Origin of the sequence: Escherichia sp. 94.0001, assembly GCF_013369155.2 — a bacterium.
In the GTDB taxonomy this organism is placed as follows: Bacteria; Pseudomonadota; Gammaproteobacteria; order Enterobacterales; family Enterobacteriaceae; genus Escherichia; species Escherichia coli_F.
The window spans coordinates 16,576-39,872 of record NZ_JABWMS020000041.1 but is presented as its reverse complement, the minus strand read 5'-3'; the positions used below and the strand labels follow the sequence as shown (position 1 = coordinate 39,872).

Here is a 23,297-nt window from a genome sequence, read left to right as displayed (position 1 = left end):
GTCAATATGTGAACAGAAAAGGAATTCCATGGTTAAGTCAATATTTACTAAAAATGAAAATATTGCTTTTTTGATAAGAAGAAAAAGACATTCAGTTTCATAAGGTTATTGGCAATATAACGTTCAATTCTTACTTGCATTTTATATTAGCCAGGAACTTTGCCCTGAGGTGTTAGGAATAGTCTTAATGCGTTTTGTGCTCGACTAGTAAAAAAACAAGTTTTAATGATAATAAATAGAATATAAAACTATTGTTGTCCATAATTAAAGAAGATTTGACAATCAATAAGGTGTCTTAATGGATTAACATGCCGCACAAAATGGTTATGGGGGTTTACTCCAATAAGTGGTGAAAAATTGAATAGGTGTGACTACGTCATCTGTTCGGTAAGCCCCCCAAGAGCCAAATTAAGTGAAGTTAAACGAAGGCTGCCAGCTGTCACAGGAACGATGGTCTCTTTGACAGGGCACTGCGTGCAGTCATCTGTGCGCGTTACTCTAACTGGCACTCGAACGTCGGCGATGGGGTTACCGGTGGATCAGGCTGTTCCTGTGGCGTAAACGTTTTTATGTTAGTACCAACAGATTTACCACATTTATCATCTTAACAGTTTGAGTGTAAATGCAGGCTGCGCCGCAAAGGGAGGGGGCGGAGTGGCTTGTTCAGTCTAAAAGAGAGTTGATACCAGCATACAGGGGCGAAGTTGGTCAACAAATCAACATTAATATAATGGAATATTCGGAGAGAAACGTCAGGCAGTTGGCTTTAAATGAACTTAAAGAATATATTTCCAGGAAAATTAATGTTGGTGTAATCAATACACCAACATTAATCCGGTCTGATTATTAATCAGACAAATATCGTTAATCCGGCGAATTATGAATCAACGCTTTTTCTTACGCCCCTGAACGGCCTTAAAACGTGGATTAGATTTACAAATCACATACAGCCGTCCTTTTCGCTTCACAATCTGACAGTCTGGATGGCGTTCTTTTGCGGTACGCAGAGAGTTAAGGACTTTCATCACGCCCCCTTTTTCGTGCTAACAAAACGACCAAAACGTTGGGTGAACCGTGCAACATTTCCTTCTGATGCCACTGTTCTCAGCTTCCCTGTATAGAACGGGTGCGATTTCGAAGAGACATCAATTGTCACGTACGGATACGTTACGCCATCCAGCTCAATCTCACGGTCTGTTTTGATAGTCGAGCCGATTTTAAAGTACTCACCAACACTGGTGTCATGGAACACCACAGTACGATACTCAGGATGGATATTGGGTTTCATCATTTTTACCTGTTATGTTATAACATAACTGTAAAGATACATGCTCATCCGGATCATTTCAACACCCAATCCCTGTGACCATTTGTGGTATGTGGAATTTCGGCAACGGGGAAGTCTGGCATTGTTAGCAGCCATTGGCGACGCTCCCATAAACGCCTGGATGAGTGATTGATGATGGTTTCGCTGAGAGTATGAATTTTTCGAGAATGGAGGCTATCTCCACTTTACTGGCCGATGATTTATCGCAGTTTGATTGATTACCTGACAGCGTGTATTCCTCTCCCACGGATATAATAATTACTTAAAAAAAAGGGAGAGGATGCATCTTTTGAATATTGCTGAAATGAACAGTTTATTGCCGTTATTAATAGAAATGGAGGAATAAATAGGCGTATTCTACAATTGCTACCAAAACAACGATATTAATCAGTTTATGACTGATTTGCTGTACTTTATTCTCTTTCATTGGTACTTCCTCGCTTTAAAAAAGAGTGCACTTCGTAAGTGCCCTTATATAAATAACGAGTTTGGTCAACCAATTTTTTGACATGTATCACAAATTTGAATAGATGTATTACATCGGCTATCTTTTATTGCCCCAATGTCATTGATATATGTCGCCTGAAGTCAGTCCGGGAATGAGTCTGATCTCAAAACTGGCCCAGCCCTGGCGTTGATTGGCGCTGAGGAGCATACCTCATCTCATCATAATGTCGTATCTCCTGGGGTGTTATACAAGATATCGTTGTTGGTAACCTGGGAAAGGAATTGAGTTCTATTAAACCGTCAAGTATGCCGGATACATACTGGATTACACAGCAGGCACGCCTTATGAGAGAACGTGCCGCAGTGACGGGTTAATTATCTGAAAGAATTTGCGAGGCTGTATCGGTTACTCATTGGTTTGATAGTTTTACTCTCGGGAGAGTAATAGATATTTAATCCATTAACGGAAACCAGCCAGTTCCTTTCGATGCCTGAATTTGATCCCATAGTTTATCCGGAATGGTTAATTCAGGAACGCGTTGTGGATTAAGGGCTGTTTGAATTTCATGACTTCTACCTGATTCAGCTAAAGTCACCCATTCTGGATTTATTACCAGCCCTTTACCGATTGCAACAAGTGGCAGGCCAGCGGAAATTGCTTCTTGAGCCTGAGACGGTGTGCGTATTTTACCTGCGGCGATTACCGGCACTCTGCCTGCAATATGATTTAAAATCAATTCAATAGTTCGGGGGCCATTTGGCGACTCAACAGGGTAGCTATCGTTAATACTGACCAGCGAGGTATGTATATACGAAATACCGGATGAAATGAGCCGATCAAGGAGTTTATAAGTATCCTCTATCCGCAGACCCCCTGTTACAGATTCTTCAGGAGATATTCTGTAACCGATGGCAAAGGGCTTTGTCGCATATTCATAGACTACATTTTTTACTTCCTGTAATACGGCCAGCGGGAAGCGCATACATCCTTCAAGATCTCCTCCCCATCGGTCATTACGCTGGTTAAATAGAGGGGAGAAGAAATTCTGCAGAAGGAATCCGTGCGCACCATGAAGTTCAATGCCATCAAAACCTGCTTTAATCGCCCTTTTTGTGACATCTCCGAATGCTCTAATGGTTTCCTGAATTTCGTTTTCAGTCATTTCCCTGCTTTGTACCACTCTCTTCATAAAGTCACCAGATTTTACGCTTGATGCGCTGGCACTAATAACATCGTAATTTGGCACAAGCTCCGGGATGGCTTTATTACCGGCGTGGAAAATCTGCAAAATAGCCGGAGCACCGCCACTTTTGGCTGCAGCAGCTAACTTTTCAAGGCTGTTAATGAAACGGTCGTCATACGCGGCAAATTCATGAGTAAACCCAATGCCGCTTGGCGTGACATAGGTGCATCCTGTTATTACTAAACCAACATTTTGTGAGCGACGTTTATAAAATTCGAGTTCTTGCTCAGAGATGGTTCCATCAGGATTAGCTGACCAGGTTGTCATAGGAGCCATAACGATACGATTACGTAGCTTTATTTTTTCTGTCAGCATAAAAGGAGAAAACAATGATGGGTGTTTATTTGTCATAACAATACCTCAAATGTTTATCTGATTTTGATGCGTATGTTTTAACTGGTTAGTTGTTGCCAGCTTTGGAACCAAGATTTCTGGCTTTATTTATAATCCCTTCAAAGGGTTTCTAATAATCTTAATGATTGAGTTACTGCTTTTTTGTTTCTTTAATGAAATTTCTTTTTGAGTAATTTCATTATTGTTGTGTAGTCAATAAAGGATAAATGTCAGGGAGATAAGGAATCTCCCTGTAAGATTATTACAAATGTGTTTTATAAAAAGGAATTAATTTATCGAGCGCCTGTTTCACAGGTTCTGGCTTATCATACAGGTCGTAATGTGAATAACCTTCAACCACGACCAACTCTTTATGTTTTGAGGCTGCACGACCAATAATTTCGCAGCCGTCACGATAGGCACCAAAAGCGCCCACTCTATCGCCCACTACAACCATTAGTGGTTGAGTTAACAGGACTTCTGCAAGATGAAAAGCATCCCAGCCCACGGCAACAGTCTGATGTGAAAATAGCGAACGATTTACCCCATTAGGCGCACAGCCTCGTGGTGAACGATAATATTCTGTTGCTTCAAAAAGGTCTATTTCTGTTAATCCCGCTTCAAGAGCTGCTTCCGGAGAAGAAGGGAGCAAATCATCTACGCGAAGTTTTGCGCCGTTAGCTTCGTCTGTTCTTTGTTGCGCCATTGCTTCGAGTGCTCCGATAGGATTAAACGCTGTAAATCCCTCACGCATAAGACGCCCGTAGTTTGCACCCGTGACAGTACCAATGGCTTTAATCCGACGTTCTGTCATTGCGGCATTAATGGCATATCCACCTCCACCACAAATACCCAGTACACCAATACGCCCGGCATCAACGTAAGGTAAGGTGGTAAGGTAATCAACGACAATGCTGAAGTCTTTTACTCGCATTGTTGGATCTTCCAGATAACGCGGTTCTCCACCGCTGCTTCCCTGAAAACTGGCATCAAAAGCAATGACGATAAAGCCAGCTTTTGCCAGGGCGGCACCATACACACTACCCGATGTCTGTTCTTTGCAGCTTCCAATTGGATGGGCACTGATAATGGCAGGATACTTTTTTTCACTATTAAAATCGTCAGGGAAATAGATATCAGCAGCTATATCCCAGTAAGTGTGTTTTATCGAAACCGTTTTCATTTCAAGCTCCAGGGATTTGCCTAAACAGATTTAAATATCATTTCTATTATCCGCAACTGGCATTCGTGTTCATATCGCGAACGGCGTAATAGTATGACTTGTATTGGTTATCATCAATGGTCTAATATCTATCACAGTGTTAAGTTAAGGTTTACAATGATGAAAATAGAGCCTTCAATTTTGCCTTCTCTTGCCTGGTTTGCGCTGATTGTTCGTGCCGGCAGTTTTTCCGGGGCAGCCTCTGAAATGGGTATTACGCGGGCCGCATTGTCCCAGAATTTAAAATCTCTTGAGGAACGTCTTAACACCAAGCTGATATACCGTACGACCCGCAATATGTCGCTTACTGAGGAAGGACAGCATCTGTATGAAGTGCTGGTGTCGGCTTTGGGGCAAATTGATGATGCGTTGAAAGATGTCGGTGATACCCAACTTGAACCTACAGGACTGTTGAGAATAAATTCCTCCCGTGTTGCAGCAAGGATGCTTATTGAGCCTCATATTGGCGAGTTTCTTACTCGTTACCCCAAAACAAAGATAGAACTCATTATGGATGACGGTTTATCTAACATTATTGCGGACGGCTGTGATGTGGGCATACGTCTTGAGCAAGGACTGGATGAGCATATGACTGCCGTTCCTGTTTCTCCGCTTATTAAACTGGTTACTGTGGCATCGCCAGATTATTTAAAAGAACACGGTATTCCTGAAACTCCTCAGGAATTGAGTAACCATAATTGTCTTCGGTTGCGGCATAAAAGTAGCGGTGCACTCTCAGCATGGGAGTTTTCGAATGTTGTGGGGGGTAATGAAGAGTTCGAAATAGAGGTGTCAGGTAAGTATATTTCTAATGATGACGAAAGCATGATACGAATGGCGCTGAATGGAACGGGTATCATTCAACATCTGGATTTTGCAATCGCTGAACATATCAATGCGGGCAAGTTACAGCCGATTCTTGAGGATTGGGCCGTTTCATTTTCTGGATTTTATATATATGTTTCATCACGGGTGAGAATGCCCTCTAAAGTTCGTGCTTTTATTGATTTTATGGTGGAGAAAAGAGTAAAACTCGAAAATTGATGATATGTGTAATTGATGGTTGCTCTGGGCGAATATCGGTAAGAGGAATAACGTAATCATTAGGACGCGTTTACATAATAAACTTTCTGATAATTAATACTTATTTTCTATACGGCTATAATATCCATTATCATTATCACCAGTAATGTGGCTAAAATAATAGTATCTATGACCGCTACGGTTAACGGTGGTTATTTTGGGAGGCGTTAACACGTAGCGGCTTGTAGTTGTAAGTCTTGAACAGGTACAAAGCCTGAAAATCAGGAGGATATCGCTATCAAACTTCCTTTATTTCTTCTCGCAGTTTCGCATCTTATAGAAGAATCCTGTATTTCCATCTTCCACGATGAAGCGATCGTTAAAAGTTGGACGACGAATAAATGTCAATCCACCTATTGTTGCTTTTTGTTTTATACCATCATCAACATTTTCCAGATCTGGAGAGTACAATTGATCTCCATTTGGCATTTGAACGATGAAATTGTTTCCATTATCGAGAACTGTTGCGGATTTTGACAGAATTTGAGTAGCGGTATCCAGGCTGGAAATCCTAATGTCACAAACATATTTGCCTGGCCCCAGATCTTCTTCTGCAAATACAGGTAAGGAAAATAATGCAAATGCGAGGATGAGATTCTTATTCATGCAAACTCCAGGAAGATCAATAAAAGCAATATGTTACATAAAGAGCACGTAAATGAAAAGAGCGATTGGTTAATGAGTAATGCTATTAATCCCCGCATGGCCTACTTTTCATTGGCTGCGGTGTTGAACCTCATTGAATATGGGCAAGACTCTGACTGAGTGACCGACGTAAATAGGTAGATGCATAATCGCTTACCGCCCTGTAACCGCAAACGGTGCCCAGGCTTCTGGCTGAATGCCACGACTTTGCATCCAGGGAACGGCCTGTAGCTGCTGATTGAAAGGGTTAACTTCAACCTGGTTTACCGCCGGAACGACGTTATTAAAAGCGATAAGGTCTGCCAGTCGGTCAGGATGGAAGTTACTTACGCCAATAGCGCGAATTTTACCGGCCTGTTGCAGCTCTTCCATGGCACGCCAGGCTCCGTGGACATCGCCATATGGCTGGTGAATCAAGTACAGGTCAACGTAATCAAGTTGCAGTCGATTCAGAGAGCGTTCGAACTGGGCTTTGGCCCCTTCGTAACTGGTATCCTGCAACCAGAGTTTCGTGGTGACAAAGAGTTCGTTACGGGCGATACCGCTTTGTTTCAGTGCGTTCCCGACCTGGATTTCATTTTGATAAGAGGCGGCGGTGTCAATCAGTCGATAACCGCTGTTAATAGCGTCAATGACCGCTCTTTCGCATTCGGCGGCATCGGTCATCTGAAATACACCAAAGCCCAACAGGGGCATTTCAATACCGTTGTTCAGTTTTACTTTTTGCATGGTGTTATCCTTTCGTTATCGTTCATGAGAAGCATAACGTAAAGGGAAAAGCTCGATTAGACGGCAGGATTTGTCAGGGGTTATGAACAAAATTCATAAATCTGTTTGAGGGTTGAGATTAGTCGTGCAAGTTCGATATCCCCGGAATTTACAGTCCGATGAAGGAAAATGAATATCCATAAAAAATATATCGGTTTATCCTGGCGTATATACCTACTTCGACGTATTTCCGATAGTTGCTAATTAAAGGTAGGTCATTATTATTCACTCTGAATAATGAATTATTCACTGTCCGCAGAGTAAGAAATATAACTTAGGTATCTATTTAATGACTTGCACAAAAAGCTAAATTTTCACCCATAAATAAAAATATAATCCCGCGCCCAACCACCTGATGAGTGGCTACAGGCACTGGATATATTAGGTGGCGGTGTACTTTCTTACATAAAGGTATTTCCTTTTCTGCGGAAAAGGAAACCGGGAAATCCCCGGTTTTTCTGACAAGCAGACGCCATTATTTGTGTCTGCCTATGTTCGTTAATTCGTTCATCAGGAAATTATCTCAATGTCACGTTATAAAACAGGTCATAAACAACCACGATTTCGTTATTCAGTTCTGGCCCGCTGCGTGGCGTGGGCAAATATCTCTGTTCAGGTTCTTTTCCCACTCGCAGTCACTTTTACCCCAGTAATGGCGGCACATGCGCAGCATGCGGTTCAGCCACGATTGAGCATGGAAAATACTACGGTAACTGCTGATAATAACGTGGAGAAAAATGTCGCGTCGCTTGCCGCAAATGCCGGGACATTTTTAAGCAGTCAGCCAGATAGCGATGCGACACGTAATTTTATTACCGGAATGGCCACCGCTAAAGCTAACCAGGAAATACAGGAGTGGCTCGGGAAATATGGTACAGCGCGCGTCAAACTGAATGTCGATAAAGATTTCTCGCTGAAGGATTCTTCGCTGGAAATGCTTTATCCGATTTATGACACGCCGACAAATATGTTGTTCACTCAGGGGGCAATACATTGTACCGACGATCGTACTCAGTCAAATATTGGTTTTGGCTGGCGTCATTTTTCAGGAAATGACTGGATGGCGGGGGTGAATACTTTTATCGATCATGATTTATCCCGTAGTCATACCCGCATTGGTGTTGGTGCGGAATACTGGCGTGATTATTTGAAACTGAGCGCCAATGGTTATATCCGGGCTTCTGGCTGGAAAAAATCACCGGATGTTGAGGATTATCAGGAACGCCCGGCGAATGGCTGGGATATTCGTGCTGAGGGCTATTTACCTGCCTGGCCGCAGCTTGGCGCAAGCCTGATGTATGAGCAGTATTATGGCGATGAAGTCGGGCTGTTTGGTAAAGATAAACGCCAGAAAGACCCGCATGCTATTTCTGCCGAGGTAACCTATACACCAGTGCCTCTTCTGACACTGAGCGCCGGGCATAAGCAGGGCAAGAGTGGTGAGAATGACACTCGCTTTGGCCTGGAAGTTAACTACCGAATTGGCGAACCTCTGCAAAAACAACTCGATACAGACAGCATTCGCGAGCGTCGAATGCTGGCAGGCAGCCGCTATGACCTGGTTGAGCGTAATAACAACATCGTTCTTGAGTACCGCAAATCTGAAGTGATCCGTATTGCTCTGCCTGAGCGTATTGAAGGCAAGGGCGGTCAGACGGTTTCCCTGGGGCTTGTGGTCAGCAAAGCAACTCACGGACTGAAAAATGTGCAGTGGGAAGCGCCGTCATTACTGGCTGAAGGTGGCAAAATTACCGGTCAGGGTAGTCAGTGGCAAGTAACGCTCCCGGCTTACCGTCCAGGCAAAGACAATTATTATGCGATTTCAGCAGTTGCCTACGATAACAAAGGCAATGCCTCGAAACGTGTGCAGACAGAAGTGGTTATTAGCGGAGCTGGTATGAGCGCCGATCGTACGGCGTTAACGCTTGACGGTCAGAGCCGTATTCAAATGCTTGCTAACGGTAATGAGCAAAAGCCGCTGGTGCTGTCTCTGCGCGACGCCGAGGGCCAGCCAGTCGCGGGCATGAAAGATCAGATCAAGACTGAACTAACCTTCAAACCGGCTGGAAATATTGTGACTCGTACCCTGAAGGCCACTAAATCACAGGCAAAACCCACACTGGGTGAGTTCACCGAAACTGAAGCAGGGGTGTACCAGTCTGTCTTTACGACCGGAACGCAGTCAGGTGAGGCAACGATTACTGTTAGCATTGATGGCATGAGCAAAACCGTCACTGCAGAACTGCGGGCCACGATGATGGATGTGGCAAACTCCACCCTGAGCGCTAACGAGCCGTCAGGTGACGTGGTTGCTGATGGTCAGCAAGCCTACACGCTGACGCTTACTGCGGTGGACTCCGAGGGTAATCCGGTGACGGGAGAAGCCAGCCGCCTGCGACTTGTTCCGCAAGACACTAATGGTGTTACCGTTGGTGCCATTTCGGAAATAAAACCAGGGGTTTACAGCGCCACGGTTTCTTCGACCCGTGCCGGAAACGTTGTTGTGCGTGCCTTCAGCGAGCAGTATCAGCTGGGCACATTACAACAAACGCTGAAGTTCGTTGCCGGGCCGCTTGATGCAGCACATTCGTCCATCACCCTGAATCCTGATAAACCGGTGGTCGGCGGTACGCTTACGGCAATCTGGACGGCAAAAGATGCCAATGACAACCCTGTAACAGGCCTCAATCCGGATGCACCGTCATTATCGGGCGCAGCAGCTGCTGGTTCTACGGCATCTGGCTGGACAAATAATGGTGATGGGACGTGGACTGCGCAGATTACTCTCGGCTCTACGGCGGGTGAATTAGAAGTTATGCCGAAGCTAAATGGACAGGATGCGGCAGCAAACGCGGCAAAAGTAACCGTGGTAGCTGATGCGTTATCTTCAGGCCAGTCGACAGTGTCTGTAGCCGCAGATCGCGTAAAAGCAGGCGAAAGCACAACCGTGACGCTGGTGGCGAAAGATGCGCATGGCAACGCTATCAGTGGTCTTTCGTTGTCGGCAAGTTTGACGGGGACCGCCTCTGAAGGAGCGACTATTTCCAGTTGGACCGAAAAAGGTGACGGTTCCTATGTTGCTACGTTGACCACAGGCGGAAAGACGGGCGAGCTTCGTGTCATGCCGCTCTTCAACGGCCAGCCAGCAGCCACCGAAGCCGCGCAGTTGACGGTCATCGCCGGGGAGATGTCAACAGCGAACTCTACGCTTGTTGCGGACAATAAGACTCCAACGGTTAAAACGACGACGGAACTCACCTTCACCGTGAAGGATGCGTACGGGAACCCGGTCACCGGGCTGAAGCCAGATGCACCAGTGTTTAGCGGTGCCGCCAGCACGGGATCAGAGCGACCTTCAGTTGGAAGCTGGACAGAGCAAAGTAATGGGGTCTACGTGGCGACCTTAACGCTGGGATCGGCTGCAGGTCAGTTGTCTGTCATGCCACGCGTGAACGGCCAAAATGCCGTTGCTCAGCCACTGGTGCTGAATGTTGCAGGTGACGCTTCTCAGGCTGAGATACGTGATATGGCGGTGAAGGTGAATAACCAGCTGGCTAATGGTCAGTCTGCTAACCAGATAACCCTGACTGTCGTGGACACCTATGGCAACCCGTTACAAGGGCAAAATGTCACGCTGACTTTACCGCAGGGTGTGACCAGCAAGACGGGGAATACAATAACAACCAATGCGGCAGGTAAAGCGGATATTGAGTTGATATCAACCGTTGCAGGGGAACTTGAAATCGCGGCCGCGGTGAAAAACTCTCAGAAGACGGTCACGGTGAAATTCAACGCGGATGCCAGCACCGGTCAGGCAAACCTGCAGGTAGACGCCGCTGCTCAAAAAGTGGCAAACGGCAAAGATGCCTTTACGCTGACGGCGAACGTTGAGGATAAAAATGGTAACCCTGTTCCAGGGAGCCTGGTGACCTTTAATCTGCCCCGGGGTGTCAAGCCGCTTACAGGCGATAATGTCTGGGTGAAAGCCAACGATGAGGGGAAAGCAGAGTTGCAGGTGGTTTCAGTGACTGCCGGAACGTATGAGATCACGGCATCGGCAGGGAATAGCCAGTCTTCGAATACGCAGACTATAACGTTTGTAGCCGATAAGGCTACCGCAACCGTCTCCAGTATTGAGGTGATTGGCAACTATGCACTGGCGGACGGCAAAGCCAAACAAACGTATAAAGTTACGGTGACTGATGCCAATAACAATTTGTTGAAAGATAGCGAAGTGACGCTGACCGCCAGCCCGGCTTCGTTAAACCTGGAACCGAATGGCACAGCGACAACGAATGAGCAAGGGCAGGCTATTTTCACCGCCACCACGACTGTTGCAGCGAAATATACTCTTACGGCGCAAGTGAGTCAGGACAACGGTCAGGTATCAACGAAAACGGCTGAATCCAGTTTCGTGGCGGATGATAAAAATGCGGTACTCACCGCAACATCTGATATGGAATCTCTGGTGGCAGATGGGGAATCGACCGCAACGCTGAAGGTTACCCTGATGTCGGCAAACAACCCTGTTGGGGGGAATATGTGGGTTGACATTCAGACGCCGGAAGGGGTGACGGAGAAGGATTATCAGTTCCTGCCGTCGAAAAATGACCATTTCGTGAGCGGAAAAATCACGCGTACATTTAGTACCAGCAAGCCTGGTGTCTATACGTTCACATTTAACGCCCTGACCTATGGCGGGTACGAAATGAAGCCAGTGACGGTGACCATTACCGCGGTGGATGCCAATACGGCAACGGGCGAGGAGGCGATGAAATAATATTAAGAGTATGAAAGTAACATTCTAATAAACAATAATGGCGTTGACATCTTCAACGCCATTATTTATTGAATTGCCTGACAGTAGTCTTGTTATAAATTCATTTAGACATAGCGATAACTAAACCGGACGAACAGGGATAAATATTTCGCAAACAACATCATTGCTATCCTTTTCTACGAAATCTTCATTGTAATAAAATCGCTCAATATCACTGCCGTTCACTCTGGCTAACCCCCTGGCAGGTAATTCCATCAGATAGAGGTTTCGCGCCCATTCAGGGTAGTGCTCCCACTCACCTTCATAGCGGAAAGAGGCATACAGTCCTCGGTTAATTATCCACTCTTTCGGCATCTCTGAATCGGTTTGTTTACATACCGTACCGGCAAAAGTTTCAACTGTGAGCAAATCGACCGATTTTGTTGACGGTTTAAACGTGGAGACGAAATAGATATCCGTCTTAAAATTCTTCATACATCTGGCTAAATGATGACGTCGCAGTTTGACTTCTTCATCCGGTGATTTATTCGACACTTCAATATCATATTTAAATGAATTGCCAAAAATAGGTGTCTCAGGAAAGTTGACTAATCTACACTCCGTCTTTTGCTGTTGACGTATTAAAAAAGAAGGGAAGATATTTGCGAGATCCCAATAATCACGGTGGCGGTATTCACGGGGAGAGCAGCCGAATAACTTTTTAAATTCGCGGCTGAATGACTGCTGTGAATCAAAATGCAAAGAGAGTGCAATATCAAGCATAGATTTCGCGGTGAGCCGGACAAGAATGGCGGCGCGACAAAGCCTTCGTTTGCGAATGTATTCTCCCAAAGGCACATGCATGAAATTTCGGAACAGAAGCTGGATGTTGCGTCTGCTGTAGCCAGATTTCTGTGCGATATCTTCGATTGAAATAGGGTGCTCGAGATTGCACTCAATCCACTCCAGGAGCTGCTGTAGAATCTTCTGCCTGATCATCACATTCTCCATTAATTCTTTGTCATATCGCACATTTTCGTTATGCCCTGGGCCCTAAGTGTATCAAAAACAGCAAGGCCCAAGGCAAAAGCACTGATAGCGTCTGCTTCGTTGTCACCGAAAATAAAGAGGTTTCAGTCCTACATTATTAATGAATTTTTTGCATAAGTGATATCAAAATCCACATACTAATTTGAGGTTACGTTTTAACGTAGACTCATTGTTCATGCCTAATGGAGGGACTGACAGTGGAATTTTCCGTATTAAGTAACAATCTGAAAATGCCGATGATGGGATTTGGTGTTTTTCAGGTTACCGATAAAAACGTGTGCAAACAGTCAGTGTTGAACGCTATCCGCACGGGTTATCGACTCATCGACACTGCAGCGGTATACGGTAATGAAGATGCCGTCGGTGAAGCCGTTCGTGAAGCCATATCTGAAGGTTTATGTACCCGAGAAGAGTTATTTATAACGTCTAAATTGTGGGTGCAGGATATGTTGAATCAGGATATTGCAGCAGCAGGTATTGAAGCATCATTAAAAAAATCGGGACTGGAATACTTCGATCTCTATTTATTGCACCAGGCCATGCGCGATTATTTTAGTGCGTGGCGTGCACTCGAAGATGCCTATGAAGAGGGCAAATTAAAAGCGATTGGGGTTTCCAATTTCTACCCTCATGTTCTGGCGAACTTTTGTGAAACGGTAAGAGTTAAACCGATGGTCAACCAGGTCGAGTTGCATCCCTATTTTGCCCAACCAGAGGCGCTGGCAACCATGAAGTATTATAACGTGCAGCCTGAAGCATGGGCTCCGTTAGGCGGTGGAAGACATAAACCCTTTGAAAATAGTCTGCTTCAGAATATTGCAGATGCCCATCAAAAATCGATTTCTCAGGTCATTCTGCGTTGGAATATTCAACGGGGAGTGGTCGTTATTCCGAAATCGACACATCAACAGCGTATCGAAGAAAATTTTGCTATCTGGGATTTCTCACTGACAGAGAAAGAAATGGCGCAAATTAGTTCGCTTGATTTGGGTTATGTTGGGGAATCGGTAAAACATTTTAATCCTGAGTTTGTTCGTGGTTGTCTTGCTGTAAAAATACATGATTGATATTAATCACTTATTTTACCTGAGACGACAAGAATCTTTTAACAGGGGAGTGATATTGATCTTCACTCTGTCATATCTCCGGTAATATGGCGTCAGGCTTCATCATCAGAAAGGGAGCCTGACGCCTGAAAAAGTGAACAACAGACAGTGTTCGGATTATCAATATTCAGTTTTTAACGTTGAACTGGATTCATTACTGCGTTGTTTAAGAATATCCCGCGCCGAATCTGCCATTATCATGACAGCACCTGCCAGCATCAGAGTATCTTTCAATACCAGGCGACCAGCACCAGATAAATAAGGGAAACCATGATGAGCGTCACCCAATGCGGGTACCCATGCCTCCGGGGTGGTGATTAAAAATGAGAGTGTTACCAACGGTGTGGTAAATGCCATCAGCCCTCCCAATAAACCTAACCAGCGATTGACAGGATTAGCCAAAACCAGCAGAGCAATAATCACCTCCACGACGCCAAGACCGTTGGAAAAACCATAGGTATTATTGGCCGATTGCCATGCCCTTGCTTCTGGTTTGTATTCGCCTTCGTGAGTCAGATACTGTTTATAGTCTTCCGGGTGTTCATAAAAGAACGACATTAGTGGACTGTTTGCGACGAATGGTGTAATGCTGTCTGCCTCGTAAGGGACAAACTTTAATAACCCAATCCACATAAAAACAATCGCAATACTCAGACGAATCAATGTCAGGCCAATTTTATCTCCCCGACTTAACAGGTGCAGGTATTTTTCCATTGTGAACATCCTTATTTATACAATACTGCTGTTGCGGTTGAATTATTATCAATTCGCATCGATGTGACTTTCCAGGATGAAGCATTATATTTTCTGGCTATATCAGCAATGGCATCCTCCAGAACTGTCGGTGATGCTGATACTGACGAGACGCTGATATGTTTCAGAATTATTTTATCATCTGCATTGGTGGAAAATGCCATAACGCCAGATAATAGTGTTGCAAATAAAACAGGTTTTTTAAACATATAAAATACCATCAATGAAGTGATTAAGAAGTTATATAATAACAAGGAATTAATAAGATTCTTTTCTCTGAGACGCCAGAATATTTGTCCTGGCGTCTGATTTTGAGTTTATTTGACTAATGAAAATAGATCATTGAGTGATTCGCTCATCGACGGATGAGTAAATATCTGATCGCGTAATATGCTATAAGGCAGCCCGGCATCCATCACCATTTTCACTATATTAATCATCTCGTGGGAGTCAACACACAGCAGTGATGCCCCTAATATACGTTGGGTTTTATTATCAACAATCGCTTTTAATACCCCACGGGTATCGTTCATCACTCTGGCGCGCGGAATTGCAGCTACAGGCAATGTCACCACCTGAATATCAGCACCACTCTCTCTGGCTTGCTCTTCTGTCATACCAACCCTGGACAGGGGCGGTGTCATAAATACGGAATAAGGCACATTTTTCCGATCATCAGTACTACGTCTGCCTTCACCCAGTAACTCATCACGCACAATGCGGTAATCATCCAGTGAAATGTAAGTAAATTGCAGCCCGCCGGTAACATCTCCCATCGCCCAAATATTGTCTGCGGTGGTATGTAATCGCTTGTCAACGACAATTGCCCCGAGCTCGTTTACTGCGATACCGGCATTTTCTGGATGTAACGAAGCGGTAGCCGGTTGACGACCGGAAGCTATTAACAGTGCATCCACCGCCAGTTGGGCGTGCTCGCTATGCACTTGCACTTGATTTTCATGGTGACTGATTCGCTCCACATGGGCATTGAGGATTATATCGACGCCCTGATCGCGTAAAATCGTCGCGATATTATCAGCAATATCCCGATCTTCCCGAGGCAAAAACAGCGAAGCTGCCTCTAAAATGGTTACTTTGCTGCCAAAATTAGCGAACATAGAGGCGAACTCAACGCCAATATATCCGCCGCCCAAAATACCTAAATGCCCTGGTAATTCTTTTAGATTAAGTAATCCAGTGCTGTCATATACACCAGGCGTGGTGGTAATTCCAGGAATTGGCGGAACTACGGCTTGTGCACCGGTATTAATAAAAATTTTCTCGCCATGAATCTCCAGATTTCCCCCAGGCCGATGAACACGCAGGCTATGATTATTGATAAACTCCGCCTGGCCGTCGATCACGTCGATATTGGGCATATCCGCAAGATTATGAAAATTCTTATTACGTAAAAAATTAACCACTTCATCTTTACGCTGTATGGCACGGACAAGGTCTGTGTGCTGCTGTGCGTCATGAACCAATGTTTTGGTTGGGATACAGCCGATATTAATACAGGTCCCGCCATACATTGCATTTGATTGTTCGATGAGAGCCACACGCCAACCTGCTTTTGCCAGCGTGACGGCTAATGTTTTTCCAGCCTTGCCAAAACCAATAATAACTGCCTGATATTTATTCATGATGATTTCCTGTCGAAACGCGTTCATTTGACATCATGACTATAGACGCAAAAGAGCAAATAACATTTCTTCACAACGCTTGATATTTTGTCTTATCGTCTGGTATTTTCTTTTTCTTAATCAGAATCACAAAACAAAAATCATGATTAACCATTTGATGGTATTAGATTAATTATTGACTAAGATTGTTGGTGTTTGTAATCAAAAACCACTCAGGAGTCTGATATGGATGCCCTTAGCCGTTTGTTGATGCTTAACGCTCCACAAGGAACGATCGATAAGAATTGCGTGTTAGGAAGTGACTGGCAGCTTCCACATGGTGCCGGGGAATTATCGGTTATTCGTTGGCATGCGTTAACGCAAGGAGCGGCGAAGCTGGAAATGCCGACGGGGGAGATTTTTACATTACGCCCGGGAAATGTGGTCCTGCTACCACAAAATTCAGCTCATCGCCTGAGTCATGTCGATAATGAATCGACCTGTATTGTCTGTGGCACTCTTCGACTGCAACATTCGGCGCGTTATTTTTTAACGTCTTTGCCGGAAACGCTGTTTTTAGCACCGGTTAACCACAGCGTGGAATATAACTGGCTGAGGGAGGCGATCCCGTTTTTACAACAGGAGTCCAGATCGGCAATGCCGGGAGTGGATGCACTGTGTAGCCAGATCTGCGCTACATTCTTTACCCTCGCGGTGCGTGAGTGGATTGCACAGGTTAATACTGAGAAAAACATTCTCAGTTTGCTTCTGCATCCACGTCTTGGTGCGGTAATACAGCAAATGCTGGAAATGCCAGGACACGCCTGGACCGTCGAATCGCTGGCCAGCATCGCCCACATGTCCCGGGCAAGTTTTGCCCAGCTTTTCCGTGATGTTTCCGGAACCACGCCGCTGGCTGTATTAACAAAGTTGCGTCTACAAATAGCGGCCCAGATGTTTTCCCGGGAAACGTTCCCTGTTGTGGTGATCGCTGAGTCAGTAGGCTATGCCAGTGAATCATCTTTTCACAAGGCGTTTGTCCGCGAGTTTGGTTGTACCCCGGGAGAATATCGGGAAAGAGTCAGACAGCTTGCACCCTGAATAAAACCGCCAGGAATCGGAGCAAAGATAATCAGCATTCCGGGTGTTGTGAGCCTTTCAACTATTTCTATTTCCAACTGTGTTTTATATGTTTTTTTGAAGAATGCAGGCCCAGTATGTAAATAAAAACGCAAACTAAATTGCTTTAATTAAATAAAATGCCGACTATTACTTGATACCTGATTATTGCCGGTGATTTTGTTAGTACACCATCATTGTATATCTCAACAACCCCTGAATAAGTAGCTCTGAATAGGTATAAGGGATGTGGCCTTTTTAAATGAATTTCTTATGCCAAAAATGATCGTCGATTTCCCTATAAAATGTGAGCGATGCCGAAAGAAATAAAATTAGTTATTGCATTTGAAGTTTGGATGAAAGATTATCATTTGTCATACAAATGAGGGGTGGTATGTTGCTAGCCAATTAAAAAAGAACGCCATATTTATTGATGATTGATCCCCTGGTGGGGGGAAGCATCGGGCATAAATGGGCATGAAGTAATGGAGTATTAGTTGTGAATGTCAATTTCTTTGTCACCTGTATTGGTGACGCCCTGAAATCAAGAATGGCACGAGACTCCGTGCTGCTACTGGAAAAACTCGGCTGTCGCGTAAATTTCCCGGAGAAACAGGGATGCTGCGGTCAGCCTGCGATCAATAGTGGTTATATCAAAGAAGCGATCCCAGGGATGAAAAATCTGATCGCCGCACTGGAGGATAACGACGATCCCATTATTTCACCGGCTGGCTCCTGTACCTATGCCGTAAAAAGTTACCCAACGTATCTGGCGGATGAGCCTGAATGGGCATCACGTGCCGAAAAGGTTGCCGCGCGTATGCAGGATCTCACCTCTTTTATTGTTAATACATTAGGGGTAGTCGATGTAGGTGCCAGTTTGCAAGGGAGAGCGGTGTATCACCCATCTTGTAGCCTGGCCCGTAAGCTGGGGGTGAAGGACGAGCCACTTACGCTGCTGAAAAATGTGCGTGGACTGGAGCTGTTGACCTTTGCTGAACAGGATACCTGCTGCGGATTTGGCGGCACGTTCTCGGTCAAAATGGCCGAAATATCCGGCGAGATGGTGAAAGAAAAGGTTGCGCACCTGATGGAAGTCCGCCCTGAGTATTTAATTGGTGCTGACGTGAGTTGCCTGCTGAACATCAGTGGACGATTACAACGGGAAGGGCAGAAAGTCAAAGTGATGCATATTGCTGAAGTGCTGATGAGCCGCTGAGGATATAAAGATGTCGATCAAAACCAGTAATACAGATTTTAAGACACGCATCCGTCAGCAAATTGAAGATCCGATCATGCGCAAAGCGGTGGCAAACGCGCAGCAGCGTATTGGGGCAAATCGGCAAAAAATGGTCGATGAATTAGGGCACTGGGAGGAGTGGCGCGACCGGGCCGCCCAGATACGTGATCATGTTCTGAGTAATCTCGACGCTTATCTGTACCAGCTCTCTGAAAAAGTGACGCAAAACGGCGGTCACGTCTATTTTGCAAAAACCAAAGAAGACGCCACCCGCTACATTTTACAGGTCGCCCAACGCAAAAATGCCCGGAAGGTGGTGAAATCTAAATCGATGGTGACCGAAGAGATTGGTGTCAATCATGTGTTGCAGGATGCTGGTATTCAGGTGATTGAAACCGATCTGGGTGAATACATTCTCCAGCTGGATCAAGATCCGCCCTCTCATGTTGTGGTCCCGGCAATTCATAAAGATCGCCATCAGATCCGTCGAGTGCTACACGAACGTCTGGGTTATGAGGGGCCGGAAACGCCTGAAGCGATGACCTTATTCATTCGGCAAAAAATCCGCGAAGATTTCCTCAGTGCTGAAATAGGTATTACCGGCTGTAATTTCGCGGTGGCAGAGACCGGTTCGGTATGCCTGGTGACCAATGAAGGTAATGCGCGAATGTGTACCACGCTGCCTAAAACGCATATTGCAGTGATGGGAATGGAGCGTATTGCCCCCACGTTTGCCGAGGTAGATGTATTGATCACCATGCTGGCGCGCAGTGCCGTTGGTGCACGTTTGACGGGATACAACACCTGGCTGACAGGACCGCGCGAAGCGGGGCACGTTGATGGTCCTGAAGAGTTTCATCTGGTTATTGTCGATAACGGGCGTTCTGAGGTGCTGGCCTCTGAATTTCGGGATGTGCTGCGCTGTATTCGCTGCGGGGCTTGTATGAATACTTGTCCGGCATATCGCCATATTGGCGGTCATGGATATGGCTCTATTTATCCAGGGCCAATTGGTGCGGTGATTTCTCCGCTACTTGGCGGCTATAAAGATTTTAAAGATTTACCCTACGCCTGCTCTTTATGCACCGCTTGTGACAGCGTGTGTCCGGTGCGTATTCCGCTGTCAAAACTGATTTTGCGTCATCGTCGGGTGATGGCTGAAAAAGGGATCACCGCAAAAGCAGAGCAACGGGCGATAAAAATGTTCGCGTATGCCAATAGTCATCCAGGATTGTGGAAAGTCGGGATGATGGCTGGTGCTCATGCGGCAAGCTGGTTTATCAATGGCGGCAAAACACCACTCAAATTTGGCGCGATTAGCGACTGGATGGAAGCACGCGATCTTCCTGAAGCTGACGGAGAGAGTTTCCGTAGTTGGTTTAAGAAACATCAGGCGCAGGAGAAAAAGAATGGATAATCGGAGCGAATTTTTGAATAACGTTGCTCAGGCACTGGGTCGCCCGCAGCGACTTGAACCGCAAGCAGATGATGCGCCGCTTAACAACTATGCTAACGAGCGGCTTACCGAACTTAACCAACAGCAGCGCTGTGACGCGTTTATCCAGTTTGCCAGCGATGTTATGTTGACGCGCTGTGAACTGACCAGCGAGGCGCAGGCCGCAGAAGCTGCAATATGTCTGTGTAAAGAGCTGGGAGAGCAGTCGGTCGTGATTAGCGGTGACGCGAGACTGGAGGAATTGGGGATTAGCGAACGTTTGCAGCAGGAATGCAATGCCGTTGTTTGGGATCCGGCGAAAGGTATTGAGAACATATCACAAGCAGAGCAGGCTAAAGTGGGCGTCGTATATGCTGAATATGGTTTAACCGAATCGGGTGGCGTGGTTCTTTTTTCCGCCGCCGGGCGCGGGCGTTCATTGAGCTTGCTCCCGGAATCTTCTCTTTTTATCCTGCGTAAAAGCACAATCCTGCCGCGTGTAGCGCAACTCGCAGAAAAATTGCATCAGAAAGCGCAGGCCGGTGAACGAATGCCGTCATGTATTAACATCATCAGTGGTCCCAGTTCAACGGCGGACATTGAGCTTATCAAAGTCGTCGGGGTTCATGGTCCGGTGAAAGCGGTGTATCTGATTATTGAGGATTGCTGAGAGAGATATGAAGTCTGGACATAAACCTGAAGGCGGCACGAGGTTGTGAATAGCGTTAAGGACAACCTGACTTAACCCCGTTCCGTCATGGTTATGCTGCTCTTCTGTAAATATCCTGACATTAATAATGCCAGGATATTTACAGTGAAAAAGACAGGAATCCATTCCTGAAGACGGGCTCCCTTCCCGCTCATTGTCACTTCAGCTTTATACAGGCACTCTCTATCAGAATGCTGTTTATTACTGCCCAGAGTTTTTTTGGTATTCATCTACCATTTTTTTGACAAGGCAATTTTTAGCATTAGTACTGGTCTAAAAAACTCGTAATTCGCTGAATAACATCTTCAGTCATTGTGGTCTGACAGGCAAAGTTATTATTGCTATCACAGCTTACAAGTATGCCTGATGTTGTGTGGTTTATTTTTAGGCTGTAACTCAGCTTTATATTGTCTTTATTGATGTACAGAAATAATAGCACCATTGTCATACAAACAGCTATAATAAACAGAATAATACGAACCTTTTTCTTCAGATAAAATAAAATTTCAATCAGATCGATATCCTGTTTGATTTGTCACTCATAATATATCCAGAAAATGAAATCTGTCGCAGATAAGCTTGAATTAATAGTCTCTATCAGGAATATTCTGGTAAAAACATCAGCAAAAAACCAGCATCATGAATACTGGATATGAAGCATGAGAGTTACCTATGTTATTTATATAAGGATTCGGTCCTTATCGTAGAACGGTAACTCTCAAGCTTATAAGTTCCTGCGTTAGTTCAAATCGCGATTCAGTTTTTTCGCTCTTACTGGCATCCCATTCGCCACAAAATACGCCGCCAGACTCTTCGGCAACGCTTCTCGTCCGCGAATCATATCCGCCATTTTCTCACCAATCATAATGGTCGTGGCGTTCAGATTGCCGGTGATAATCTGCGGCATAATTGACGCATCGACTACGCGTAATCCTTCCAGCCCGTGCACGCGGCCTTCGCCATCCACAACGGACATCTCGTCGTACCCCATTTTGCACGTACCGCATGGGTGGAAGGCGGTTTCGGCGTGATTACGCACGAACTCATCGAGCTGCTCATCTGTCTGGCATTCCGCGCCGGGGCTGATTTCACGTCCACGGTATTGATCCAGCGCCGGTTGATGCATGATCTCGCGGGTGATGCGAATCGCGTCGCGGAACTCCTGCCAGTCCTGATCGTGCGACATGTAGTTAAACAAAATCGCCGGATGCTGGTGCGGGTCGCGGGATTTAATCCGCACATGCCCACGGCTTGGCGAGCGCATCGATCCGACATGGCACTGGAAGCCGTGCTCTTTCACCGCATTCGAGCCGTTATAGTTAATCGCCACTGGCAGGAAATGGTACTGAATATTCGGCCACGCAAATTCCTCACGGCTGCGAATAAATCCGCCTGCTTCAAAGTGGTTGCTGGCACCCACGCCGGTGCCGCCAAACAGCCACTCCGCACCGATTTTCGGCTGATTCCACCACTGCAGGGCAGGGTAGAGGGAAACCGGTTCTTTGCACTCGTATTGCAGGTACATCTCCAGATGATCCTGAAGATTTTCGCCCACGCCGGGCAAATCATGCACCAGCGGAATATCAAATTCGGCCAGCAGTTCAGCGTTGCCGACGCCGGAGCGTTGCAGGATTTGTGGTGAGGCAATCGCGCCTGCACATAACAGCACTTCTTTGTTGGCCGTTGCGCGGGTTGGGATGGTGCTGTCGCCTTCCAGCCACTCGACGCCTACCGCGCGTTTGCCGTCAAAGATAATGTGATCGGTCATGGCGTGAGTTCGAATAGTCAGGTTCGGGCGCGATTTGGCCTGATCGAGATAACCCCGCGCGGTGCTGGCGCGATGGCCCTGCGGCGTGACGGTGCGGTCCATCGGGCCGAAACCTTCCTGCTGATAACCGTTAAGGTCTTCTGTGCGCGGATAGCCCGCCTGCACGCCCGCCTCAATCATCGCTTCAAACAGCGGATTGACACCCGGTTTTGAGGTGGTCACGCTTACCGGGCCATCAGCGCCGTGGTAGTCGTTCTCGCCCACATCGCGCGTCTCGGCCTTGCGGTAGTAGGGCAGGCAGTCGAGGTAGCTCCAGTTCTCCAGACCGGGTTCTTGCGCCCAGTTATCGAGATCCAGCGCGTTACCACGGATGTAACACATGCCGTTGATCAGTGATGATCCACCAAGCCCCTTACCGCGTCCGCACTCCATGCGACGGTTGTTCATAAACGGTTCCGGCTCGGTCTCATACGCCCAGTTGTAGCGTTTACCCTGTAGCGGGAACGCCAGCGCAGCGGGCATTTGGGTACGGAAGTCAAAGCGATAGTCCGGGCCGCCCGCTTCAAGCAGCAGCACGGTAGTGTTCGGATCTTCAGTCAGACGTGTCGCGAGGACGTTGCCGGCAGAGCCGGCGCCAATAATGATGTAGTCAAATTGCAAATAAACC

General features: G+C 46.1%; 19 protein-coding genes and 2 pseudogenes. 8 read left to right on the top strand and 13 right to left on the bottom strand.

Annotated elements, in window-relative coordinates; translation table 11 throughout:
- The first annotated feature begins 622 nt into the window (after nucleotides 1-622).
- Nucleotides 623-850, top strand: coding sequence for a protein YkgL (gene ykgL, locus HEN33_RS17130; protein ID WP_105277152.1), 228 nt, complete (start codon nucleotides 623-625; stop codon nucleotides 848-850).
- A 34-nt stretch (nucleotides 851-884) separates the two neighbouring features.
- Here ykgL and ykgO read toward each other — a convergent pair whose 3' ends face one another.
- The 5 genes from ykgO to HEN33_RS17105 all read right to left on the bottom strand — a co-directional run bounded on the left by ykgO (nucleotide 885) and on the right by HEN33_RS17105 (nucleotide 4,534).
- Nucleotides 885-1,025, bottom strand: a complete 141-nt coding sequence (ykgO, locus tag HEN33_RS17125) for a type B 50S ribosomal protein L36 (RefSeq protein ID WP_000866436.1) — start codon at nucleotides 1,023-1,025, stop codon at nucleotides 885-887.
- A complete protein-coding gene (locus HEN33_RS17120; protein WP_176262684.1) occupies nucleotides 1,025-1,288 on the bottom strand; it encodes a type B 50S ribosomal protein L31 in 264 nt (87 codons plus the stop codon). The genes ykgO and HEN33_RS17120 overlap by 1 nt, the downstream gene beginning before the upstream one ends.
- 364 nt (nucleotides 1,289-1,652) lie before the next feature.
- The gene (gene ykgR / locus HEN33_RS17115; RefSeq protein WP_032183332.1) at nucleotides 1,653-1,754 is read right to left on the bottom strand and encodes a small membrane protein YkgR; all 102 of its coding nucleotides are present in this window, start codon (nucleotides 1,752-1,754) and stop codon (nucleotides 1,653-1,655) included.
- A gap of 472 nt (nucleotides 1,755-2,226) precedes the next feature.
- Nucleotides 2,227-3,369: an NADH-dependent flavin oxidoreductase gene (locus HEN33_RS17110; protein WP_176262683.1), complete on the bottom strand. Its 1,143-nt coding sequence runs from the start codon at nucleotides 3,367-3,369 to the stop codon at nucleotides 2,227-2,229.
- A gap of 244 nt (nucleotides 3,370-3,613) precedes the next feature.
- Nucleotides 3,614-4,534 (bottom strand): alpha/beta hydrolase, encoded by a 921-nt coding sequence (locus HEN33_RS17105; protein WP_000860032.1) that lies wholly within the window; start codon nucleotides 4,532-4,534, stop codon nucleotides 3,614-3,616.
- A gap of 156 nt (nucleotides 4,535-4,690) precedes the next feature.
- Here HEN33_RS17105 and HEN33_RS17100 point away from each other — a divergent pair, with 156 nt between their 5' ends.
- Nucleotides 4,691-5,617, top strand: coding sequence for a LysR family transcriptional regulator (locus tag HEN33_RS17100; protein ID WP_176263309.1), 927 nt, complete (start codon nucleotides 4,691-4,693; stop codon nucleotides 5,615-5,617).
- A 288-nt stretch (nucleotides 5,618-5,905) separates the two neighbouring features.
- On the opposite strand, the gene HEN33_RS17095 is transcribed toward HEN33_RS17100, so the two are convergent.
- On the bottom strand, nucleotides 5,906-6,262 hold the full coding sequence (locus tag HEN33_RS17095) for a hypothetical protein (protein ID WP_176263308.1): 357 nt from the start codon (nucleotides 6,260-6,262) through the stop codon (nucleotides 5,906-5,908).
- 207 nt (nucleotides 6,263-6,469) lie between these two features.
- Nucleotides 6,470-7,030, bottom strand: a pseudogene (locus HEN33_RS17090) (aldo/keto reductase); the annotation flags it as partial.
- Between the two features lie 565 nt (nucleotides 7,031-7,595).
- On the opposite strand from HEN33_RS17090, the gene fdeC reads away from it, so the two are divergent.
- The gene (gene fdeC / locus HEN33_RS17085; RefSeq protein ID WP_176263512.1) at nucleotides 7,596-11,849 is read left to right on the top strand and encodes an inverse autotransporter adhesin FdeC; all 4,254 of its coding nucleotides are present in this window, start codon (nucleotides 7,596-7,598) and stop codon (nucleotides 11,847-11,849) included.
- A gap of 120 nt (nucleotides 11,850-11,969) precedes the next feature.
- Here the strand turns inward: fdeC and HEN33_RS17080 are convergent, their stop codons facing one another.
- Nucleotides 11,970-12,827 (bottom strand): helix-turn-helix domain-containing protein, encoded by an 858-nt coding sequence (locus HEN33_RS17080; RefSeq protein WP_176263511.1) that lies wholly within the window; start codon nucleotides 12,825-12,827, stop codon nucleotides 11,970-11,972.
- 248 nt (nucleotides 12,828-13,075) lie between these two features.
- Between HEN33_RS17080 and HEN33_RS17075 the strand changes: the two genes are divergently transcribed.
- Entirely contained in the window at nucleotides 13,076-13,945 is an 870-nt protein-coding gene (locus tag HEN33_RS17075) for an aldo/keto reductase (protein WP_176263510.1), read from the top strand.
- Nucleotides 13,946-14,104: 159 nt separating this feature from the next.
- On the opposite strand, the gene rclC is transcribed toward HEN33_RS17075, so the two are convergent.
- From rclC to rclA, 3 genes are all read right to left on the bottom strand, one after another.
- Nucleotides 14,105-14,698: a reactive chlorine species resistance protein RclC gene (gene rclC, locus HEN33_RS17070; protein WP_001355150.1), complete on the bottom strand. Its 594-nt coding sequence runs from the start codon at nucleotides 14,696-14,698 to the stop codon at nucleotides 14,105-14,107.
- An 11-nt stretch (nucleotides 14,699-14,709) separates the two neighbouring features.
- On the bottom strand, nucleotides 14,710-14,946 hold the full coding sequence (gene rclB, locus HEN33_RS17065) for a reactive chlorine resistance periplasmic protein RclB (protein ID WP_000474001.1): 237 nt from the start codon (nucleotides 14,944-14,946) through the stop codon (nucleotides 14,710-14,712).
- A gap of 108 nt (nucleotides 14,947-15,054) precedes the next feature.
- Nucleotides 15,055-16,380: a reactive chlorine resistance oxidoreductase RclA gene (gene rclA, locus HEN33_RS17060; protein ID WP_176263509.1), complete on the bottom strand. Its 1,326-nt coding sequence runs from the start codon at nucleotides 16,378-16,380 to the stop codon at nucleotides 15,055-15,057.
- Between the two features lie 225 nt (nucleotides 16,381-16,605).
- Between rclA and rclR the strand changes: the two genes are divergently transcribed.
- The 4 genes from rclR to HEN33_RS17040 all read left to right on the top strand — a co-directional run bounded on the left by rclR (nucleotide 16,606) and on the right by HEN33_RS17040 (nucleotide 20,823).
- Entirely contained in the window at nucleotides 16,606-17,460 is an 855-nt protein-coding gene (gene rclR / locus HEN33_RS17055; RefSeq protein WP_032183347.1) for a reactive chlorine-specific transcriptional regulator RclR, read from the top strand.
- A 517-nt stretch (nucleotides 17,461-17,977) separates the two neighbouring features.
- Complete coding sequence (locus tag HEN33_RS17050; protein WP_001102123.1) at nucleotides 17,978-18,697, top strand: (Fe-S)-binding protein; 720 nt, start codon at nucleotides 17,978-17,980, stop codon at nucleotides 18,695-18,697.
- A gap of 10 nt (nucleotides 18,698-18,707) precedes the next feature.
- Nucleotides 18,708-20,135, top strand: a complete 1,428-nt coding sequence (locus tag HEN33_RS17045; RefSeq protein WP_000023919.1) for a LutB/LldF family L-lactate oxidation iron-sulfur protein — start codon at nucleotides 18,708-18,710, stop codon at nucleotides 20,133-20,135.
- Complete coding sequence (locus HEN33_RS17040; RefSeq protein ID WP_176263508.1) at nucleotides 20,128-20,823, top strand: LutC/YkgG family protein; 696 nt, start codon at nucleotides 20,128-20,130, stop codon at nucleotides 20,821-20,823. Before HEN33_RS17045 ends, HEN33_RS17040 begins: the two co-directional genes overlap by 8 nt.
- Nucleotides 20,824-21,139: 316 nt before the next feature.
- Here HEN33_RS17040 and HEN33_RS17035 read toward each other — a convergent pair.
- Both HEN33_RS17035 and betA read right to left on the bottom strand, forming a co-directional pair.
- Nucleotides 21,140-21,394 (bottom strand): annotated as a pseudogene (locus HEN33_RS17035) (hypothetical protein); the annotation flags it as partial.
- A 207-nt stretch (nucleotides 21,395-21,601) separates the two neighbouring features.
- Nucleotides 21,602-23,290, bottom strand: coding sequence for a choline dehydrogenase (betA, locus tag HEN33_RS17030; protein WP_176263507.1), 1,689 nt, complete (start codon nucleotides 23,288-23,290; stop codon nucleotides 21,602-21,604).
- Between the last annotated feature and the right edge of the window lie 7 nt (nucleotides 23,291-23,297).